At 68.0% G+C, this 18,479-nt stretch carries 16 protein-coding genes and 1 tRNA gene; 13 read left to right on the forward strand and 4 right to left on the reverse strand.

The window, feature by feature from the left end:
* The first annotated feature begins 142 nt into the window (after nucleotides 1-142).
* From ACQY68_RS02275 to ACQY68_RS02285, 3 genes are all read left to right on the forward strand, one after another.
* Nucleotides 143-670, forward strand: coding sequence for a hypothetical protein (locus ACQY68_RS02275; RefSeq protein ID WP_428151405.1), 528 nt, complete (start codon nucleotides 143-145; stop codon nucleotides 668-670).
* A gap of 66 nt (nucleotides 671-736) precedes the next feature.
* Nucleotides 737-1,168, forward strand: a complete 432-nt coding sequence (locus tag ACQY68_RS02280; RefSeq protein ID WP_428151406.1) for a translation initiation factor IF-2 — start codon at nucleotides 737-739, stop codon at nucleotides 1,166-1,168.
* A 90-nt stretch (nucleotides 1,169-1,258) separates the two neighbouring features.
* On the forward strand, nucleotides 1,259-1,789 hold the full coding sequence (locus ACQY68_RS02285) for a hypothetical protein (RefSeq protein WP_428151407.1): 531 nt from the start codon (nucleotides 1,259-1,261) through the stop codon (nucleotides 1,787-1,789).
* A gap of 232 nt (nucleotides 1,790-2,021) precedes the next feature.
* Here ACQY68_RS02285 and ACQY68_RS02290 read toward each other — a convergent pair whose 3' ends face one another.
* Together ACQY68_RS02290 and ACQY68_RS02295 are read right to left on the reverse strand one after the other, a co-directional pair.
* On the reverse strand, nucleotides 2,022-4,856 hold the full coding sequence (locus ACQY68_RS02290) for a M16 family metallopeptidase (protein ID WP_428151408.1): 2,835 nt from the start codon (nucleotides 4,854-4,856) through the stop codon (nucleotides 2,022-2,024).
* A gap of 135 nt (nucleotides 4,857-4,991) precedes the next feature.
* Nucleotides 4,992-5,876 (reverse strand): isoaspartyl peptidase/L-asparaginase family protein, encoded by an 885-nt coding sequence (locus ACQY68_RS02295; protein WP_428151409.1) that lies wholly within the window; start codon nucleotides 5,874-5,876, stop codon nucleotides 4,992-4,994.
* 99 nt (nucleotides 5,877-5,975) lie between these two features.
* Between ACQY68_RS02295 and ACQY68_RS02300 the strand changes: the two genes are divergently transcribed.
* Genes ACQY68_RS02300 through ACQY68_RS02310 form a run of 3 tightly spaced genes read left to right on the forward strand, consistent with a single transcriptional unit; the run spans nucleotide 5,976 to nucleotide 8,543 of the window.
* Nucleotides 5,976-6,755, forward strand: coding sequence for a 2OG-Fe(II) oxygenase (locus ACQY68_RS02300; RefSeq protein WP_428151410.1), 780 nt, complete (start codon nucleotides 5,976-5,978; stop codon nucleotides 6,753-6,755).
* Between the two features lie 34 nt (nucleotides 6,756-6,789).
* Nucleotides 6,790-7,791: an NADPH:quinone oxidoreductase family protein gene (locus tag ACQY68_RS02305; protein ID WP_428151411.1), complete on the forward strand. Its 1,002-nt coding sequence runs from the start codon at nucleotides 6,790-6,792 to the stop codon at nucleotides 7,789-7,791.
* A complete protein-coding gene (locus tag ACQY68_RS02310) occupies nucleotides 7,788-8,543 on the forward strand; it encodes a 2OG-Fe(II) oxygenase (RefSeq protein WP_428151412.1) in 756 nt (251 codons plus the stop codon). The genes ACQY68_RS02305 and ACQY68_RS02310 overlap by 4 nt, the downstream gene beginning before the upstream one ends.
* On the opposite strand, the gene ACQY68_RS02315 is transcribed toward ACQY68_RS02310, so the two are convergent.
* The gene (locus tag ACQY68_RS02315) at nucleotides 8,537-8,947 is read right to left on the reverse strand and encodes a YkvA family protein (RefSeq protein ID WP_428151413.1); all 411 of its coding nucleotides are present in this window, start codon (nucleotides 8,945-8,947) and stop codon (nucleotides 8,537-8,539) included. The two genes, ACQY68_RS02310 and ACQY68_RS02315, sit on opposite strands and share 7 nt — an antisense overlap.
* Before the next feature lie 57 nt (nucleotides 8,948-9,004).
* Here ACQY68_RS02315 and ACQY68_RS02320 point away from each other — a divergent pair, with 57 nt between their 5' ends.
* The 3 genes from ACQY68_RS02320 (at nucleotide 9,005) to ACQY68_RS02330 (ending at nucleotide 10,740) form a co-directional block, all read left to right on the forward strand.
* Nucleotides 9,005-9,787 carry an SDR family oxidoreductase gene (locus tag ACQY68_RS02320; protein ID WP_428151414.1) on the forward strand — a complete coding sequence of 261 codons (783 nt, stop codon included), beginning with the start codon at nucleotides 9,005-9,007 and terminating at the stop codon, nucleotides 9,785-9,787.
* Between the two features lie 94 nt (nucleotides 9,788-9,881).
* Nucleotides 9,882-9,956, forward strand: a tRNA-Gly gene (locus tag ACQY68_RS02325).
* A gap of 196 nt (nucleotides 9,957-10,152) precedes the next feature.
* A complete protein-coding gene (locus tag ACQY68_RS02330; protein ID WP_428151415.1) occupies nucleotides 10,153-10,740 on the forward strand; it encodes a hypothetical protein in 588 nt (195 codons plus the stop codon).
* A 46-nt stretch (nucleotides 10,741-10,786) separates the two neighbouring features.
* Here ACQY68_RS02330 and ACQY68_RS02335 read toward each other — a convergent pair whose 3' ends face one another.
* The gene (locus ACQY68_RS02335; protein ID WP_428151416.1) at nucleotides 10,787-11,200 is read right to left on the reverse strand and encodes a hypothetical protein; all 414 of its coding nucleotides are present in this window, start codon (nucleotides 11,198-11,200) and stop codon (nucleotides 10,787-10,789) included.
* Nucleotides 11,201-11,407: 207 nt separating this feature from the next.
* On the opposite strand from ACQY68_RS02335, the gene ACQY68_RS02340 reads away from it, so the two are divergent.
* The 4 genes from ACQY68_RS02340 (at nucleotide 11,408) to lpdA (ending at nucleotide 18,478) form a co-directional block, all read left to right on the forward strand.
* Nucleotides 11,408-14,245: a TonB-dependent receptor gene (locus tag ACQY68_RS02340; RefSeq protein WP_428151417.1), complete on the forward strand. Its 2,838-nt coding sequence runs from the start codon at nucleotides 11,408-11,410 to the stop codon at nucleotides 14,243-14,245.
* Nucleotides 14,246-14,449: 204 nt separating this feature from the next.
* The gene (locus ACQY68_RS02345; protein ID WP_428151418.1) at nucleotides 14,450-16,321 is read left to right on the forward strand and encodes an ATP-binding protein; all 1,872 of its coding nucleotides are present in this window, start codon (nucleotides 14,450-14,452) and stop codon (nucleotides 16,319-16,321) included.
* Nucleotides 16,322-16,398: 77 nt separating this feature from the next.
* On the forward strand, nucleotides 16,399-16,908 hold the full coding sequence (locus tag ACQY68_RS02350) for a hypothetical protein (RefSeq protein ID WP_428151419.1): 510 nt from the start codon (nucleotides 16,399-16,401) through the stop codon (nucleotides 16,906-16,908).
* Between the two features lie 139 nt (nucleotides 16,909-17,047).
* Nucleotides 17,048-18,478, forward strand: a complete 1,431-nt coding sequence (gene lpdA, locus ACQY68_RS02355; RefSeq protein ID WP_428151420.1) for a dihydrolipoyl dehydrogenase — start codon at nucleotides 17,048-17,050, stop codon at nucleotides 18,476-18,478.
* Nucleotide 18,479 lies beyond the last annotated feature (1 nt).

Consider the following 18,479-nt stretch of genomic DNA (forward strand, 5'->3'; position numbering starts at 1 on the left):
TGGCCCGGCGCCGGCAAAACCCGTGTCCCGGGGCGCGCGCACGCGGCCGTGCCCCGGTTACCGTCGTCTTCACGCACTTTCGACTTGTGAGCGGGCGACGATTTCGCGAGACGGGACGGCGTTCGAACCCGAAAGACCGTGCATGACCCATGTTTCCCCGTCCCTGCTTCTGCTGATCGCGACCCTGTCGGTCGCTGCTCCGGCCCGGGCCCAGGACGCGGCTGCGCCGGCGACGCCCGCCGAAGCCGCCACGACCGCCGAACCGACCGCTCCGGCGGAGCCCGCGGCGGAGGCTGTCGAAGAGACTGTCTCGCCCGAGGAGGCCGCTTTCAACCAACGCGCGGCCGCGCTCGGCCAGCGCGTGCTGGCCGTCGATACCCAGATGAAGGACGCCGCGCGTCTCGCGGCGCTCGATCCCGATGCGGCCAAGGCGGAACTCGACGCCCTTCAGGCTGGGTTCCAGGCCGAGATGGACGCCTTCATCCAGGACTTCTTCAGCTTCGCGGCTCAAAAACTCGTGACCCTGCCGGAGGACGAGCAGGCCGTCCTTCGCACCAATGTCGAGAACAGGGCCGGCGAGTTGGTGGCCCTGCCTCAGGCCATGCGCTCGCGCGCCGAAGCCGCCGCCCTCCTGCCGCCGCCGACGCAGATCGCCCCTTCGTCGAACTGAGACCGTTCCGCCCGTCCGACGATCGTTCGCCGGGCGGGTTCAAACCCAGAAACCGTGAGTCCACAGATGATCCGCGCCCTCGTTGTCGCCGCCGCCCTTTCGATTCTCGCCCCCGCCGCGATCGCACAGACCGCCCCGACGACGCCGGCCGCGGCTCCCGCGCCGGGACAGGCCGAGTTCGAGGCGACGGCCGAGGCCTTCGGAACGAAAATGGAGGCCATGCAGCAGGAGATGCAGGCGGCCGTCGCCGATGCGGGCGCAGACGCCGCCCGGCGAACCACGTCGCTCGACGCCATCGAGGCGCGCTATCAGCCTGAAGCAGAGGCTTTCGCGACCGCATTCGAGGCCTTCATGAACCAGCAGGCCGGCGCGGCGCCCGCGACCGAGCGGGCGGGTATGATGGCCGGTCTAGCCCAGGCCCTGCCGCAACTGCGTGCGGTTCCGCATCTGGTCCGGACGCAGATCGAGCAGGCGGCGACAGCGGCCCCCGCGCCCTGAATCTGAAGCTCCGGCCCGCCTTACCGCGATTTCACTTGAGCCTGCGGGCCGTCGGAACGACCTTGGGTGCGAACTCAAGGAACGCCCGCCATGATCCGCGCTCTCTCGCTTGCCGCCGCCCTCGCCGTCCTTCCCCTGTCCGCTGCGCTGGCCGAAGAGCCCCAGACTGCGTCCGAGGCCGCCATCGAAGCCGCCGCCGAGGCCTTCGAGGCGCGCATGGAGGCGTTCGGCGAACGCGCCGAAGCGGTGTCCGAAGATGAAAGCCTGAGCGACGCCCAGCGCGAGGCCCGGATCGCGGCCATCTGGACCGAGTACCAGCCGGAGGTCGCGGCCTTCACCGCCGAGGTCAGCCGCCACGCCGGCCAGATTGCCCAGGAAGCTCTGGCCAATATCGATGTCGAGGCCCTGGTCGCCGACGCGCTGAACGACCCCGAGGTGCAGGAAGCCCTGCGCACCGCCCCGATCCTCGCCCAGGGCATGGTCACGAACGGCGCCTGGGCGGCGAACGATCCGGAACAGATGGTTACCTACGGCCTGATCGCCCAGTACGCCCTCGACCAGGCTGCGCACGTGGTCGTGTCCGACGACGCCGAGGCCGTCGATGAAGCGAACGACGACTGAACGCGACGGTCTTCTCCCTGTCGCGCAGCGATGGGGTGGAGGAAGGATCGCATGCGATCCGACGACGGGCGGCGAGCTTTTCGCAAGCTGACGGAGGGGGCGGCTCGACGTTGCCGAGCGAGCGCCGTCATCTGACACACGGTTTCGTCCCCTCCCGTCACGACGCTGAAGAAGCGCCGCGCCACCTCCCCATTCGCCAGACGGCGAACAGGGAGGAGACGTCATGCAAACCCTACCGCAGCGCCGCGTTGTCGAGGTTCAGTTCCGAGATCGGGATGACCTCGACGTTCGGGTGTTTGGCGCGCAGGGCATCGATGAATTTCGACGCATCCCCGACGATGACGAGGCTGGCCCGGTCGACCGGAAGATGTTCGGCGAAGGCGGCCTGGACCGCTGCGCCGTCGATGGCCTCGACGTTTCCGACATAGGCCGCCAGTTCGCTCATGGGCAGATCGTAGAGGGCAAGGCCCGCGACCAGACCGCCCAGACCGTCCACCGTCTCCAGCGAATCGCCGAAGGCGCCCGTCAGGATGGCCTGACGGGTAGTCAGTTCGCTCTCGGTCGGCCGGGTGGTCGACAGGCGGGTGATCTCGGCGAGGATCAGGTCGGACACCTCCACCGCCGCGTCGTTGCGCGTCTGGGCGCTGGCGGTGAACAGGCCGTCCTCGCGGCGCACGCCCAGCGACGAGCGGGTGCCGTAGCTGAGGCCGCGCTTGATGCGGATTTCCTGGTTGAGGCGCGAGGTGAAGCTGCCGCCCAGCAGGGTGTTGCCCAGCGTCAGCGGGAAGTAGTCGGCGTCGGTGCGGGACACGCCGCGCAGGGCGACGGTGACCGCCGCCTGACCCGCACCCGGCTGGTCGATAACCACGATCCGGGTCGGCAGCGGCTGGCCGATCGGCGCGGCGCGCGCATCGATCGGGCCGGTCTCGGTCCAGTTCCCGAAAGCGGACTGCGCCAGGGCGCGAGCGTCGGCTTCCGTAATGGCTCCCGAGAAGACCAGTGTGGCTTCCGACGGGCGATAGCGGCGCTGGTGGAAGGCGGCCACGTCCTCGCGGGTGATGGCCGGGATGCTGGTCAGGGTGCCGGAGCCCGGCGCGCCATAGGCGGCGTCGCCGTAAATCACGCGGGCGGCGGCCTGCGAGGCGACCGGACCGGGGGTGGCCAGGGCGACGCGAAGGCCGTCCAGGGTCTGGTCGCGCTGACGATCCAGCTCTTCCTGCGCGAAGGCCGGATTGCGCACCAGATCGGCCATCAGCGCGACCGTCTGCGGGAAGACGTTGGCAGGGGCGTTGGCGTAGACGTTGGAGAAGTCAGGACCCGAACCGGCGCCGATGGTGGCTCCAAGCTGCTCGATCTCGGTGGCGATTTCGGGGGCGCTGCGAGTGGTCGTGCCTTGCGTCAACAGGGCGGCGGTCATCGACGCGACCCCGGCCTTGCCGGCGGCCTCGTCGCCCGAACCGGCGTTGAAGTTCAGGCGGGCGGAGACCAGCGGCAGACCATCCTTCTCGACCACCAGTACGCGCAGGCCGTTGTCGAGGCGGAAATCGGCGACCGGCGGCGTGGTCGGGGCGACCGGCTGCGTCGTGGCGGGCAGGCTCGCACGCTCGGCCTCGGGCAGCAGGGTGAAGACCTGACCGACCGGGGCCAGGTCGGCGATGGTGACCGGGGCGGTCACAGCGATGGTCTGTTCCGTCACGGGGTGTTCGTCGTCGGCGTTCAGATAACGGATGGTCAGGCCGCGCTGGTCGGTCAGATAGCGGCGGGCCACGCGCTGGATGTCGGCGGCGGTGACGGCCTGGATTCGTGCGATCTCGCGATCGGCGACCGAGGCGTCATTGGTGTTGATCAGGGCGAAACCGAGCACATTGGCGCGGTCGTCGATGGTTTCGCGTTCGCGCAGGGCGTTGGCGACCATCTCGTTTTTGGCTTCGGTCAGTTCGGCCTCGGTGACCGGCGCGTCGCGGAATTTCGCGATCTCGGCGCGGATGGCGGCGATGCCGGTCTCGGGCGTCTCGCCGCCGGCCATGATGGCGTAGGCGCTGATATAGCCGGCCTGCTGGGCGAAGTCCGGGCTGGACGAGGCCTGGGCCGCGATCTGCTGCTCATAGACCAGCGACCGATACATGCGCGAGCTCTCGCCCGTCGAGAGAATGCCGTCCAGCACGGTCAGGGGAATGCGGTCGGTGTCGCGATAGGCCACGGTCGGCCAAGCCAGGACGACGGCCGGCAGGGGGACGTTCGGCGCATAGAAGGTCAGCTCGCGCGGGCCGGTCGGCTCGGGCTCCGTGACGTTGTTCGCGGGCATCGGCCGGTCGGGGTTGGCGATCGGCGCCATGTATTCGTTGATCCAGCCGTCCAGCTGGGCCTGATCGAAATTGCCGGCGACGATCAGGATGGCATTGTCGGGCCGGTAGTAGGTAGCGTGGAAGCGGCGAACATCCTCGATGGTCGCGGCGTCCAGGTTCTCGATCGAGCCGATGGTCGAGCGGCGATAGGGGCTTTCCTGATAAATGCTGCCCGGCACGAACAGGCTGAACAGGCGGCCATAGGGGTTGGCCAGCACGCCCTGGCGGTACTCTTCCTTGACGACGTCGCGCTCGCTCTCGAACACGCTCTCGTCGACGACCAGGGACGACAGCCGGCTGGCCTCGGCGAAGATCAGACGCTCCAGGTGATTGGCCGGGATGGTCTCGTGATAGGCGGTGACGTCATCCGAGGTGAAGGCGTTGTTGTTGCCGCCCACGTCTTCGGTCAGGCGGTCGAAGGTCTCGTCCGGGAAGTCCTTGGTCGCCTTGAACATCAGGTGTTCGAACAGGTGGGCGAAGCCGGACCGGTCCTGGGGGTCGTCCTTGGAGCCGACGCGGTACCAGACCTGGACCGTCACGTTCGAGGTCGTCGTGTCGCGTGCGGTGTAGACGTCCATGCCGTTGGGCAGGGTCCGCTTCACGAAGCCCAGAGGCGGCACCTCGATTCCGGCGGGCGCAGTCTGGGCCATCACGGGCGAGAAGGCCCCGAGGGCGGTGACGATGGCGAGGGCGGCGACGGCCGACTTCAGGCGAGACTTCATGGACGGGGGCTCCGATGTTGTGAAACGACCGTATCAGGGTCGGCGAACGGCGCACGTTACGGCGGTGTAATGTGAAGGGTGGCTGGTGGCTCGTGGTTGGTGACCGGCATGATCCAGCCACCAGCCACAAGTCACCTACTTCCCGAACACCTCGACGCCGATATCGCCCTCCGGGGTCAGCCAGGCGCGCTTCATGCCCTGGCTGTTGAACGGGTCCGCCCGATGGCCGGCCGCGTCGAGCGCGATCAGCCCGCCGTCGCCGCCCATGTCGCCGATGCCGGCGATGACCGCCTCTCCGGCCTGAGTGATCGACGCGCCCGCCTCGACGCGCCAGTGCATCTGGGCGGCGGCGGCGGCGCGGATGAAATACTCGCCCTGACCGGTGCAGGAGACCGCCACCCGGTCAGTGGCCCAGACCCCGGCGGCGGGGATCGGCGTGTCTCCGACCCGGCCCGGAAGCTTGCCGAAGACGCCGCCGGTCGAGGTGGCGGCCGCCAGCCGTCCCTGCACGTCCAGCACGCAGCAGCCGACCGTGCCGTGACTCAACGCCGGTCCCTGTCCCGGAGGGTGGTTATCCTCACCCTGACCGGCGCGGGTGAACCAGACCTCCGGGTCCTCGATCGGGGCCAGGCCGTGCTCGCCCGCGAACCGGGCGGCGCCCGATCCGGCCAGCAGCACATGCGGGCTGTGGTCCATCACGGCGCGGGCCGCGCGGATGGGGTTGCGATAGCCCTGGAAGGCGGCGACGGCCCCGGCGCGCCGGCTCGGGCCGTCCATCAGACTGGCGTCCAGCTCATATTCGCCCGCAAGGTTCGGCGACGCCCCCCGCCCGGCGACGTAGAGGCCGGAGTCCTCCAGCAACACCGTCGTCTCCACCGCCACGTCCAGGGCCGAAGCGCCGGACTCCAGTCGCGCCCGCATGGCCTCGACCACCTCGCGCATATGGGCGATCTCGGCGGTGTAGTCGCGGCTGCGACGCGCGCCGGCGCCGCCGTGGAGGATGAGGGCGGGGGCGGGCATGGCGTCTTCCCTAAAGCGTATCGGACCGTTAGCGTTCTGCCCTGCACCGCGGGACGGCATCCTGTCCACCGCAGCCGTTCGGATAATTTGTTCCTGTCGATGACCGCCAGTCCTGTTCGCCCCTCCGCCGGCCTGCATGCGTCGCCGGGGCCGTTGTCGCTGGACCCCACGCTGGATCCCCGGCCGTTCAGGGCCGCGTTCGACCGCTTCGGCCGACTGCATGTGCCGGGCTTTCTGACCGAGGCTGCCGCCGGCCGGCTGCATGCCCTTCTGGCGTCGGAACGCGACTGGATATGCTCGACGATCGGCGGAGGCGTCGTCGCCGACGTGCCGGTGGAGATGATCGAGGGTCTCACCCCCGCCGACCGCGCCAGGGTCTTCGCCCTGGCCCACCAGGAGGCTCAACGCGGCTTCCACTACATGTTCGACACGGTGCGGATCTCGACGCCGATCGAGAAGGGCGAACCTCTGCCCGACGCGTGGCGCCAGATCGCCGCCTTTCTGAACGGTTCTTCGTTCCTCGGTTTCGTGCGGAGCCTGACCGGCGACCCTCGCTGCGCCTACGTGGATGCGCAGGCCACGCGCTACACGGCGGGACATTACCTGACCGAGCACGATGACGAGAAACCTTCGGCGGGTCGTCTCTACGCCTATGTGCTGAACCTGACGCCGGACTGGCGTACGGATTGGGGCGGGTTGCTCGCCTTCATCGACGATGACGGCCATGTGGCCGAGGCCTATCGGCCGAGTTACAACGCCCTGAACATCTTCCGCGTGCCTCAACGCCACGCGGTCACCTTCGTGGCGCCGTTCGCCGTCGCGCCTCGCCTGTCGATCACCGGCTGGATTCGGGACGCGGTTCCGCCCGGTTACGCCTGATCCGAGCCCCTTTTTTCACAGTGAGAGACACTTCATGCGCGCAGTCCTGTCCAAGACCGTCGGCGGCCCCGACAGCCTCGTTGTCGAAGAGGTGCTGGATCCGACGCCGAAGGCGGGCGAGGTCGTCATCGAGGTCAAGGCCGTGGGGGTGAACTTCCCCGACACCCTGATCATCGAGGACCGATACCAGTTCAAGCCCCAGCGCCCCTTCTCGCCCGGGGGCGAGGTCTCCGGCGTGGTCGAGGCGGTGGGCGAGGGCGTGAAGGGCGTGTTCAAGGGCGACCGCGTCATCGCCATGCCCGGCTGGGGCGGGATGGTCGAGCGGATCGCGGTGCGCGCAGAGACCCTGACGAAGATGCCCGACGCCATGTCGTTCGAGGAGGCGGCCGCCCTCGTCATGACCTACGGCACCTCCTACTACGCCCTCAAGGACCGGGCCCAGCTGAAGGCGGGCGAACGCCTGCTGGTGCTGGGGGCCGCGGGCGGGGTCGGCGCCGCCGCCGTGGAACTGGGCAAGGCCATGGGGGCCCAGGTCACCGCCGCCGCCTCCACCAACGACAAGGTCCAGTTCGCGCTGGAGCTGGGGGCCGACAACGGGCTGATCTATCCGGCCGGCGCGATGGACAAGGCGGCCCAGAAGGAGCTGTCCGGCGAGTTCAAGCTCGCCTGCGGCAAGGATGGGCCGGACGTGGTCTATGACGGCGTCGGCGGCGACTACGCCGAGCCGGCTCTGCGGTCGATGGACTGGAACGGTCGCTATCTGGTCGTCGGCTTCCCCGCCGGCATCCCGTCCTTCCCGCTGAACCTGACCCTGCTGAAGTCAGTCTCGGTGGTCGGCGTCTTCTGGGGCGCGGGCATGGCCCGGGATCCGGAGGGTCACAAGGCCAATATGGCCCAGCTGATGGCGTGGTGGGCCGAGGGCAAGATCAAGCCCCGCGTCAGCCGCACCTTCCCGCTGGAACGCGCCCACGAGGCGATTCAGGCCCTGTCGGACCGCACGGTCATGGGCAAGGTCGTGGTGACCGTCGAGTCGTGATCCGCCTCTCGCCCGATCTCGACGCCGCCGCCCTCGCCAGGGCCTTCGAGGCGGGCGGAAAGCGCCTGCACGTCCCCGGCGTACTGGCGACAGACAGCGCAGACGCGGTCGCCGATGTGCTGGAGGCCGAGACGCGCTGGAAGACCACGGTCGCGGCGGGCGGCGCCTTCCTCGAACTGCCGCTGAACGGCCGGGTCGCCGAGGATCCGACCAAACAGTCCTGGCTGGACGAGGCGGCGGTCGATGGGTCGAGTCCGCTGACCCAATATATCTTCGACACCCGCCGCCTGACCGCCGACCGGGAGCTGGGGACGTCCGCCGGCGACGCCGCCGACCATGTGCTGGATTTCCTCAACAGCGAGGCCTTCATCGCCTTCGCCCGGGCGGTGACCGGCGACGACCGCATCGATCTGGCCGACGCACAGGCCAGCCGCTATCGGCCCGGCCATGTGCTGACGGCCCACAACGACGTCTCCCCGGGCAAGAACCGCCTCTACGGCTATGTGCTGAACTTCAGCCGCCACTGGCGCGCCGACTGGGGCGGCAATCTCGTCTTCTACGGAGACGACGGCCACATCCAGCATGGCTGGGCGCCGGCCTTCAACGCACTGAACCTGTTCGTCGTCCCGACGCGTCACGCCGTAACCCAGGTCGCCTCGTTCGCGGCGAAGGACCGGCTGTCGATCGTCGGCTGGCTGAGGTCGAACACGAAGATCGGACCGCAGGCGCGCAGCGAGACGCGGAGCTACTGATCCCGCAGCTTGTCGAGCGCCTTCTCGGCCAGCTCGCGATGCCGCTTCCGTACATTGGCGCCCAGGGTCGCGATCACCGCCGTGATCACCGCCGCGTCGTCGGTGAAGCCGATGCCCGCCAGCACGTCCGGGATCGCGTCGATCGGCATGACGAAATAGGCGAGCGCCCCCAGCATGATCCCCTTGGCCGCCATCGGCGTCTCCGGATCGCGCGCGGCGTAGTAGACCGAGACCACCTGGTCGGCGAACGGGATGCGGGCGGCCACGCGCCCGATCTTTGGCCAGAAGCCGGTCTTGACCCGCACCTCGTTGACCCTCTGCACGGAAGGGACCAGCGCCTTCGATGGATCGATGGCATCTTCGGGGGTGATCGTCCCGGCGGCGGGTTTGGCTTTGGCGGTCATGGCGGCTAAATCCCCGCGGCAATCAGAAGTTCAGATCAGAACATAGGGACGATTACGATGAAACTCGACGGGTCGATCGCGGCAGTGGTCACGGGCGGGGCTTCGGGCCTCGGCGAAGGAACGGCGCGCGCCATCGCGGCGACGGGCGCAAAGGTCGCCCTGTTCGACCTCAACGCCGAAAAGGGCGAGGCCATCGCCAAGGAAATCGGCGGGATCTTCTGTTCCGTCGACGTCACCGACGACGCCTCCGTCGCCGCGGCCTTTGAAAAGGCCCGCGCCGCCCATGGCCAGGAGCGGCTCACCGTCAACTGCGCCGGCATCGCCACCGGCATGAAGACCGTATCGCGCAAGAAGGACACCGGCGAGATCAAGGCCCACGACATGGCCCAGTTCGAGCGCACCGTCCGCGTGAACCTGTTCGGCACCTTCCGCGTCCTGAGCCAATCGGCCGCAGGCATGCTGACGCTGGAGCCCATGGAAGACGGCGAGCGCGGCCTGATCGTCAACACCGCCTCGGTGGCGGCCCAGGACGGTCAGGTGGGCCAGGCGGCCTATTCGGCGTCCAAGGGCGGGGTCTACGCCATGACCCTGCCGGTCGCGCGCGACCTCGCTCAGGAAGGCATCCGCTGCAACACCATCCTGCCCGGCATCATGTGGACCCCGATGATGGCCGGGATGGACCAGAAGATCCAGGACGCCCTCGCTGCCCAGATCCCCTTTCCCAGCCGCCTGGGCAAGCCCGCCGACTACGCCTCGCTGGTGCTGGAGCTGGCCCGCAACGTCTACATCAATGGTGAGTGCATCCGGTTGGACGGCGCTATCCGCATGGCGCCGCGCTAAAAATCGAAAAGGGGCCTTGCGACGGACCGTCAGGGTCCGCTATAGGCCCCGCTCTCGACGAGACGGATCGCCCAGCCGGGCCCCGTTACGGAGTGCGGGCGTAGCTCAGTGGTAGAGCACAACCTTGCCAAGGTTGGGGTCGAGAGTTCGAATCTCTTCGCCCGCTCCAGTCGAACCAAGAGGCCCGGTCGCAAGACCGGGCCTTTTTGCTTCTGTGCTTAGGGCCCATTGTTGGCTGCGGGGTGGTGCCACTGCGTTAGCGCAGACCAGCCTCTTCCCTGGAACGCCAGCACGTTATGCGTGCTCAAGCAGTAGTGTCGAAATCACAGCTTGCATTGGATATCCTAGGTTGCGGAAGGTTGGGAATGGCGCTTGAGCGGGAAGAAGTGAAACAGCGCTTGGCTGAAGCGCGTGGCGATCTGGCCTCGAAGCAAGCGCGAGTTGCCGAATTCGAAACATGGTTGCGGGAGGGCAGCCCTCGGGCCAACGGCGCAGCCCAACAGATCGGCTGGGCGCGCCAAGAAGTAGAGAATGCACAAAAGGAGGTCGATGCGCTCATTCTTCGAGACAAGCGCTTGGATGACTCCGAGAACGAGCGCGCAGACGCCGCGTCCCTAAGACGCGCGGAACATCGCGAGGAGCAACGCCAGTTTTGGTTTCGACGCTTCCATCTTTCGGTCGGGCTTGCTCACGGTGCAGGCTTGGCAGCGATTTCAAGCAAAGTCTTCGATAAGGATGTGAGCGCGGCCACCGTGTCAGGCGCTTGGTGGTCTCTGACAGCCTTCGTTCTGGGGCTGTTGATTGCTGGACTGATCCCTATCGCGCTCTATTTCGATCGAACTCGCTGGGCTTGGTGGATGGCGTCTGGATCTGCGGCGGCGTTCGTTTGGGCTCTCTGCGTGGTACTGGCCGGCGCTGCCGTTAAAGCCCAGCACGTTTGGCCTTTTCAGTAGCGGGGTCCGCTGCGACTTTGTCAGTTCGCAAGCCTTGTCCGGTGGCCTAATCCTCGTCCGCCGCGTCCGGATCGATCGCTTCCTCAACCAGCCTGCGCCAGTGCGGATCGGTGTCGTCGACGAGATCGACATCGTCGAGCAGGGCCACCACGGCATCGCCGTCGGGCAGGATCAGGCCCAGGACCTCCATCGGCTCGCCGAAGGCCCCGGCGTGAACCTCCGCCTGCACCGCGACAGCCCCCTGTTCGCCGTCGTCGTCCCACCAGATCACCGGCTGGGGCAGGTCCATGTCTATGACCTGCGGGTCTTCCGAGTCGCCCAGGGCGAAGACCGCCCGGCGGGCCTGGACGTCGTCCAGCGTCGCCACCCGGCCCGTGAAAGGCTTCAGCCGTGACCAGTCGTCGGCGTCGAAGCCCCCGCCGTCTTCCGGCAGATCCTGATCATCGTCGATATTATGCATCCCGCCAGCTTACCGGCGAGGCGGCCGCCGGATCAATCGACGTCATTCCTGTGACGGTCGGTCCGATCCCGGAGCGACAGTCACAGCCGTGATGCGAAATCGCGACACCGGCGTCGCGGAACCGTCGTGGTCGCGTTGCCGCACCTCGCTATGGCCACGCTCCGTCGGATGAGGCGAAACGTCGCCCGCCCGCATGGGGATCATGCAATGAAACTGGCTCTTCTTCTCAGCGTCGCCCTGACGCCGCTCGCCTTCGCCGGCGCCGCCTCGGCCGCCGAAACTCCGGCGGTGGTCGCCGAAGCTCCCGTGGGTGAAATCCTTTACGGCCGCGTCTACGGCGCCAACGGCGAGGGCCTGCCCGGCGCCGAGGTTGTCGTCGTCCAGACCGGGCGTCGCGCCGTCACGGACGCCCAGGGCGCCTTCAACCTGTCGGGGCTGAACGCCGGTTCCGCGACGCTGGAAGTTCGCTACCTCGGCCTGCCCACCGCCACCCAGCCGGTGACCGTCGCCGCCGGGGCCCCCACGACGATCGAGATCACGGTCGGCTCCGGCGCCAGCGGCGACCAGATCGAGGACGTCGTCGTCACGGGCGTGATCACCGACGGCATCGCGCGCTCGCTGAACCAGCAGCGCAACGCCGCCGGCACCCTGAACGTCCTGTCGGCCGACGCCATCGGCCGCTACCCGGACCCCAACGTCGCGGAATCGCTTCAGCGGGTCCAGGGAATCGCCATCCAGCGCGACCAGGGCGAAGGCCGCTACATCAACGTGCGCGGCGCGCCGTCCTCGTTCACCGCCGTCTCGGTCGACGGCGTGGCCATCCCGGCCGTGTCGCCCACGACCCGCGCGGTCGATCTGGACACCCTGCCCAGCGACATCGTCTCCTCGGTCGAGGTCTCCAAGACCCTGTCGCCGGCACAGGACGCCGACTCCATCGCCGGCGCGGTCAACATCAACACCCGCTCGCCCTTCGACAGCCGCGGTCTGGCCCTCAGCGCCTACGCGGGCGGCAGTTACAACGACTACGGCGGCTCGGACACCCGCGCGGGCGCGACAGCCTCGACCCTGTTCGGCCCGGACGAGACCTTCGGCGCACTGATCTCGCTGAGCTATTCGGAGACGAACCGTCGTCCCGACAACGTCGAGAACGCCTGGAATTTCAACGCCGCGCTGAACCGCTATGTCATCGACGAGACCCTGTTCAAGGACTACGAGACCCAGCGCACGCGCCAGGCCCTGACCGGCGCTCTGGAATGGCGTCCCAATGACAGCAGCCGCGCCTGGGTGCGCGGCTCGTTCGCCGAGTTCAACGACAACGAATATCGCGACACCCTGCGCTTCACCTATTCGGACGGGACCATCGCGGCGGGCGCCACCAACTCGTCGGCGACCTTCACCAACGCCCGCATCTACAAGGCCCTGCGTCATCGCGAGCAGAACAACCAGATCACGACCCTGAACGGCGGCGCCGAGCACACGTTCGGCAACGGCGCGATCCTGGACGCGACCCTGGCCTTCGCGCGCTCGGAGCAGACCTATCCGCACCGGGACGAGCTGGTCTATCGCTCGGGCGCACAGACCCTCAGCTACGACACCACCGACCACTATTCACCGACCTACAGCGCCTTCGCCTCGACCTATTATTCGACGCCGGCGAACTACAGCTTCCGCGAAAACACCTTCCGCTCGAACACGACGGAACAGCGGGACGTGTCGTTCAAGTTCAACCTGGAACTGCCGACCGTCATCGGCGGACGCGACGTGACCTGGCGCCTCGGCGGCAAGATGAGCACGCGCAACGTCTTCGCCGACGAGGAGCGCTATCGTGACCGCACCGCGACCGCTCCGGTCAACCCCGGCGCTCTGATGCCGCTGCTCAGCGACCGTGAATCGCGCAACTACGGCTATGCCCTGGGCTTCAAGTTCGATCATGATCTGGTCTCGAACTATCTCGACCAGATTCGCGCCCTGTCGACCAACGCCGCCTCGCGCCGCATCCCCCAGTCCTGGACGGCCGACTACACCGCCGACGAAGAAATCACGGCCGGCTATGGTCAGGCCCAGTTCGACATCGGCGCGACCAATGTCCTGGTCGGCCTGCGGGTCGAGAATACGGACTTCAAGGCCGGCGCCTTCCTGGCGCTCGCCACCACGGCCGTCGGCAACGTCCAGGGCTATGTCCAGAGCCCGATCGCGATGCAGCGCGACCGGACGGACTTCTTCCCCAACCTGACCCTGCGTCATGGTTTCTCGGACGCCCTGATCGGTCGCTTCGCCCTGACCCGCGCCATCTCGCGGCCCGACTACGTCGATGTCGTGCCGCGGATTCTGGAAACGACCGACGGCGGCCGCACGACCGTCTCGCGCGGCAACCCGAACCTGGAAGCCACCCTGTCGAACAACGTCGACGCGGGTCTGGAGTACTACCTGCGTCCGCTGGGCGTGATCTCGGTCAACGCCTTCTACAAGGACCTCGAGGACTTCCGTTACACCCTGGTCTACGACGGTCCCTACACGACCTCGACGGGCACGGTGACGGCCAACATCACCGAGGCCCTGAACGCCCCCGAGGGCCATATCGCCGGCGTCGAGTTCAACTGGCAGCAGACCTTCGAGTTCCTGCCGGGCTGGGCTTCGGGTTTCGGCGTCTTCGCCAACTACACCCTGACCGACGCCGAGATCGAAACCGCCACCGCCTATGCCGGTCGCACGACCTTCATCCTGCCGGGCCAGTCGGACGAGACCTACAACGCGGCCCTGTTCTACGAGAACTATGGCTTCTCGGCCCGCGTCTCGTACACGCATCGCGGCGACTTCCTGGAGGCCATCAACGCCACCAACGCCGGGCTGGACCTTTACGTCGAGGGTCGTGGCCAGCTGGACTTCACCACCAGCTACGACTTCGGCAACGGGCTCGAGGTGTTCGGCGAAGCCAAGAACCTGACCGACAGCGCCGGCGTCCGCTACTACGGCTCGCAGGAACGGACCTACGAGTACGAAAAGTTCGGCTACAACGTCTTCATGGGCGTCCGCTTCAAGCTCTAGGCTTCGAAAACGTATCAAAACGGGAAGGGCCGGGCGGCGACGCCCGGCCCTTCTGCGTCGTTCAGAGGTCGTTCACAGGGATCGCGCGAAAGCGACTGGACCCGCGCCGGGTCTGGCCCTAACCGCCTTGGGACGCCGGGCGGCGCCGGGCTTGCAGGCGTCGGTCCGAACACTCCGACGCGTGCCAAGACAGGAAGACCGAACATGTTCATGGAAGGCGACATCGACTGGGTCATCGTACTGGGCGTCGTCGCCGCCGTGACCTCGGTCGTCGCCGTCCTGTCGTTGATCTTTGCGGTCACCAACCGGACCCGGCACGTCTCGACGTCGGACGAACTGGGCGCGGTTTCCAAGGCGCGCGAGGCGGCCGAGACGCGGCTCTACGAAACCCTGAACGCCATTCCCGTCGCGCTGGTCCAGACCGACCGGGGCGGCAAGTTCGTCTTCGCCAACCGGGCCGCGCACCAGCTGATGGGCCGTCGCGACGCCGAGCTGATCGGTCTGCGGTTCCATTCCGCGACCTGGGGCATCACCTATCCCGACGGCCGTCCGGTGCCGCCCGATCTGCTGCCCAGCGCGCGTGCCTTGCGCGGCCAGACGGTGAAGGGATTCCAGCACATCATCGCCAATCCCTCGACCCGCCGGAAAATGCTGGTCTCGGTGACCGCCATGCCGATCGAGGACGCTCACGGCCAGATCATCGGGTCGACGGCCGCCATCGTGGAGACGGAGGGTCTGACGACGCCGGAAGCCTTCCAGCCCGAGGTCGCGCCCGTTGCGACCCATGACGACCTGACCCGCCGCGTGTTCGAGGCCGCGTCCAGCGCTCTGGTGGTGGTCTCCGCCCACGGCGTGGTCCGCGAGGCCAATCCGCAGGCGCTGGCCCTGTTCGGGCGCACGTCCGACGTCATCGGCGCCGATTTCGCGGATCAGTTTCTGGGCGAGACCGAGCGGGTCGAGGGTCGCCAGACCCTGCGCGCCGCGATCAATGCCCAGCCGGGCGAGGCCGATCCGATCGTCTCGACGATGGGCGGCGACCACGGCGTGGCCTGGCGCATCCTGCCTCTCAGCGCGCCCGGAGAGGCCGTCGACGCCCTGCTGCTGGCCGGCGATCCGGTGGCGGCGACGATGAAAACCGAGACGGAATCCGTCGTTGCGATCGAGGCTCTCGCGGAGCCCGCATTTGAACCGGAAACGGATGCCGTCGTATCGGTCGAGCCGGTCGTAGACCTCGCGCCGCAACTCGAAGCCGCCGCGGCGCGCGAGGCGCAGCTGCAGGCCGAACTGGAAGCCGTCCGCGCCCAGGTCGAAGCCGGGCGCGCGGAGGCGACGCGCCTGGCCGAAGAGGCTCGCGCGGAGGTCCTGTCCCAGGTCGAGACGGGCAACGAAACATCGCGCCGGCTGGAGAGCGTCGGTCGCCTGACCGGCGGCGTGGCCCAGGACTTCAACGCCCTGCTCGCGGTCATGACCAGCGCACTCGACATGATGCTGAAGACCGCCGACGACCCGGCCCGGGTGCGTCGTCTGGGTCAGGCGGCGCTCGCGGCCGGTCAGCGCGGCGAGGCCCTGACGCGGCGTCTGTCCGCCTTCTCGCAGGGCGAGGACGCCCATGCCCAGGTGCTGGACTCCGGCGTCCTGCTGCGCGCCATGGAGACGCGGTTGCGCGCCCTCGCCGGCCCCGGCGTCGACCTGCTGATCGAAGGCCCGTCGACCGAGGCGCCGGTGCGGGTCGATCCCGTCGGCTTCGAAGGCGCGGTTCAGGCTCTGGTCCGCAACGCGGTCGAGGCCCTGGGCGGCGCCGGTTCGGTCGCCGTGCGTCTGGAGGCCCTGACGGACGGCGGTGCGCGGTTGACGGTGCGCGACACCGGTCCGGGACTGGATGCGGCCACGGCGGCGCGCGCTCTGGAGCCCTTCTTCACCACCCGCGACGGTGCAGCGGGTCTGGGCCTGGCCCAGGCGCACGCCTTCGCCCGCCAGTCCGGCGGCGCACTGACCCTGACGGGCGCCGAGGGGGAGGGCGCCGAAGCGACCCTGATCCTGCCGGCCGCCGAGGGCCGGATCGAAACCGCCGCCTGAGTGACGTCCGCGCCTTGGCTATGCGCAGGGCCATGCTAGGTTAACGAACGTCGTTTCACGTCGTTAGGAGCCCGGCCATGAAGATCCTGCGGTTCGTTCTGGTGCTGGCCGTCATCGGCTATGCGGGATGGCTGGCCTGGCCGTTCATGTCTCCCTTCTTCGAAGGCGCGGAGCCCACGGTGGCGACGGAGCGCGCCTCGGCGATGGTCGAGGCCGGGGGCGGTATTCCACAGGCGGCGTTGTGGATCGGCGCGGTGGCCCTCTATCTGATCGCAGCCTTCATGCTGGGCGCGGGCAATCCCCGAGCGGCCATCGCCTATTTCCTCGGCTTTCTCGCGGACGCCGTGCTGCGTCTGGCCATCGACCGGTCGAGCGGTGGCGGACCGGCCAGCGCCTCCATTCAGGCCGACACCTATGCGGGCGGCGGCGAGATCGCCCAGCGTTCCGCGGAGGCGGTGGCTCCGGCGGGCCTGTCCGTCGATCCGACCTGGCTGATCCTCGGCGTCCTGCTGGCGGTGGGTCTGATCATCGTGGCCGTCTCGCGACGGAGGCGTCGACAGCGACAGGCCGGTCATCTCACCGTCTGAACATTCCTCGTCGGCCTATCGCCCCTTGGGCTACTTGAGGCCGGAGGGAGCACCCATATCCCCGCCAGCGGTTGACCCGGAACGGTCAGGCGCTAGGACAGCGGCCGACTCCCCGTCCGCGCCCGATCCAGAGGTTTCCATGGCAGACGCCGCCCCCGCCCCCGCCGCAACCGCTTCCTATGATGTCGTCGTGATCGGCGGCGGACCCGGCGGCTACAACGCCGCGATCCGGGCCGGCCAGCTGGGGCTGAAGGTCGCCTGTGTCGAGAAGGGTCAGACCCTCGGCGGCACCTGCCTGAACGTCGGCTGCATGCCGTCCAAGGCTCTGCTGCATGCCTCGGAGCTGTTCGAGATCGCCAACAAGGAGTTCGGCACGCTCGGCATCGATGTGGGCACGCCCAAGGTCAACCTGCCGCAGATGATGAAGCAGAAGGCCGAGAGCGTCACGGCCCTGACCAAGGGGATCGAGTTCCTGTTCAAGAAGAACAAGGCCGACTGGATCAAGGGTACGGGCAAGATCGTCGGGACCGGCCAGGTCGAGGTGACGGCCGCAGATGGAACCGTCACGGTCCTGACCGCCAAGGATATCGTCATCGCCACGGGCTCCGAGCCGACGCCGCTGCCGGGCGTGGACTTCGTCGAGGGCAAGATCATCGATTCCACCGGCGCCCTGTCGTTGCCGGCCATTCCGAAGAAGCTGATCGTCATCGGCGCGGGCGTGATCGGGCTGGAGCTCGGTTCGGTCTGGCGTCGTCTGGGATCCGAGGTCGTCGTGGTCGAGTTCCTCGACAAGGTCGGGGCCGGCATGGACGCCGAGGTCGCCACCGCCTTCCAGCGCGGCCTGACCAAACAGGGCATGACCTTCAGGATGGGCACCAAGGTCACCTCGGCCAAGGCGGCCAAGGATGGTGTCGTCCTCACGATCGAACCCGCCGCCGGCGGCGCGGCCGAGACCCTGACGGCCGATGTGGTGCTGGTCGCCATCGGCCGTCGTCCCTACACAGCCGGTCTGGGTCTGGAGAGCGTCGGCATCGAGACCGACAAGCGCGGCTTCCTGGTCAACGACCACCTGAAGACCGGCAAGGACGGCGTGTGGGTCATCGGCGACGTGACCCACGGCCCGATGCTGGCCCACAAGGCGGAAGAGGAAGCCGTCGCCGTCATCGAGTTCATCGCCGGCAAGGCGGGCCACGTCGATTACGACCTGGTCCCCAGCGTCATCTACACCGGCCCGGAAGTGGCCTGGGTCGGCAAGACCGAGGAACAGCTCAAGGCCGCGGGCGTCGAGTTCAAGAAGGGCAAATTCCCCTTCACCGCCAACTCGCGCGCCAAGATCAACCACGAGACCGAGGGCTTCGTGAAGGTCCTGGCCGATGCGACGACCGACAAGGTGCTGGGCGTTCACATCTTCGGCCCGTCGGCGGGTGAACTGATCGGCGAGGCCTGTATCGCCATGGCCTTCGGCGGGTCTTCGGAAGACATCGCGCGCACCTGCCACGCCCACCCGACCCGCTCCGAAGCCGTCAAACAGGCGGCCATGGGCGTCGAAGGCTGGACGATGCAGGCGTAGG

Source organism: Brevundimonas sp. (assembly GCF_965278935.1).
In the GTDB taxonomy this organism is placed as follows: domain Bacteria; phylum Pseudomonadota; class Alphaproteobacteria; order Caulobacterales; family Caulobacteraceae; genus Brevundimonas.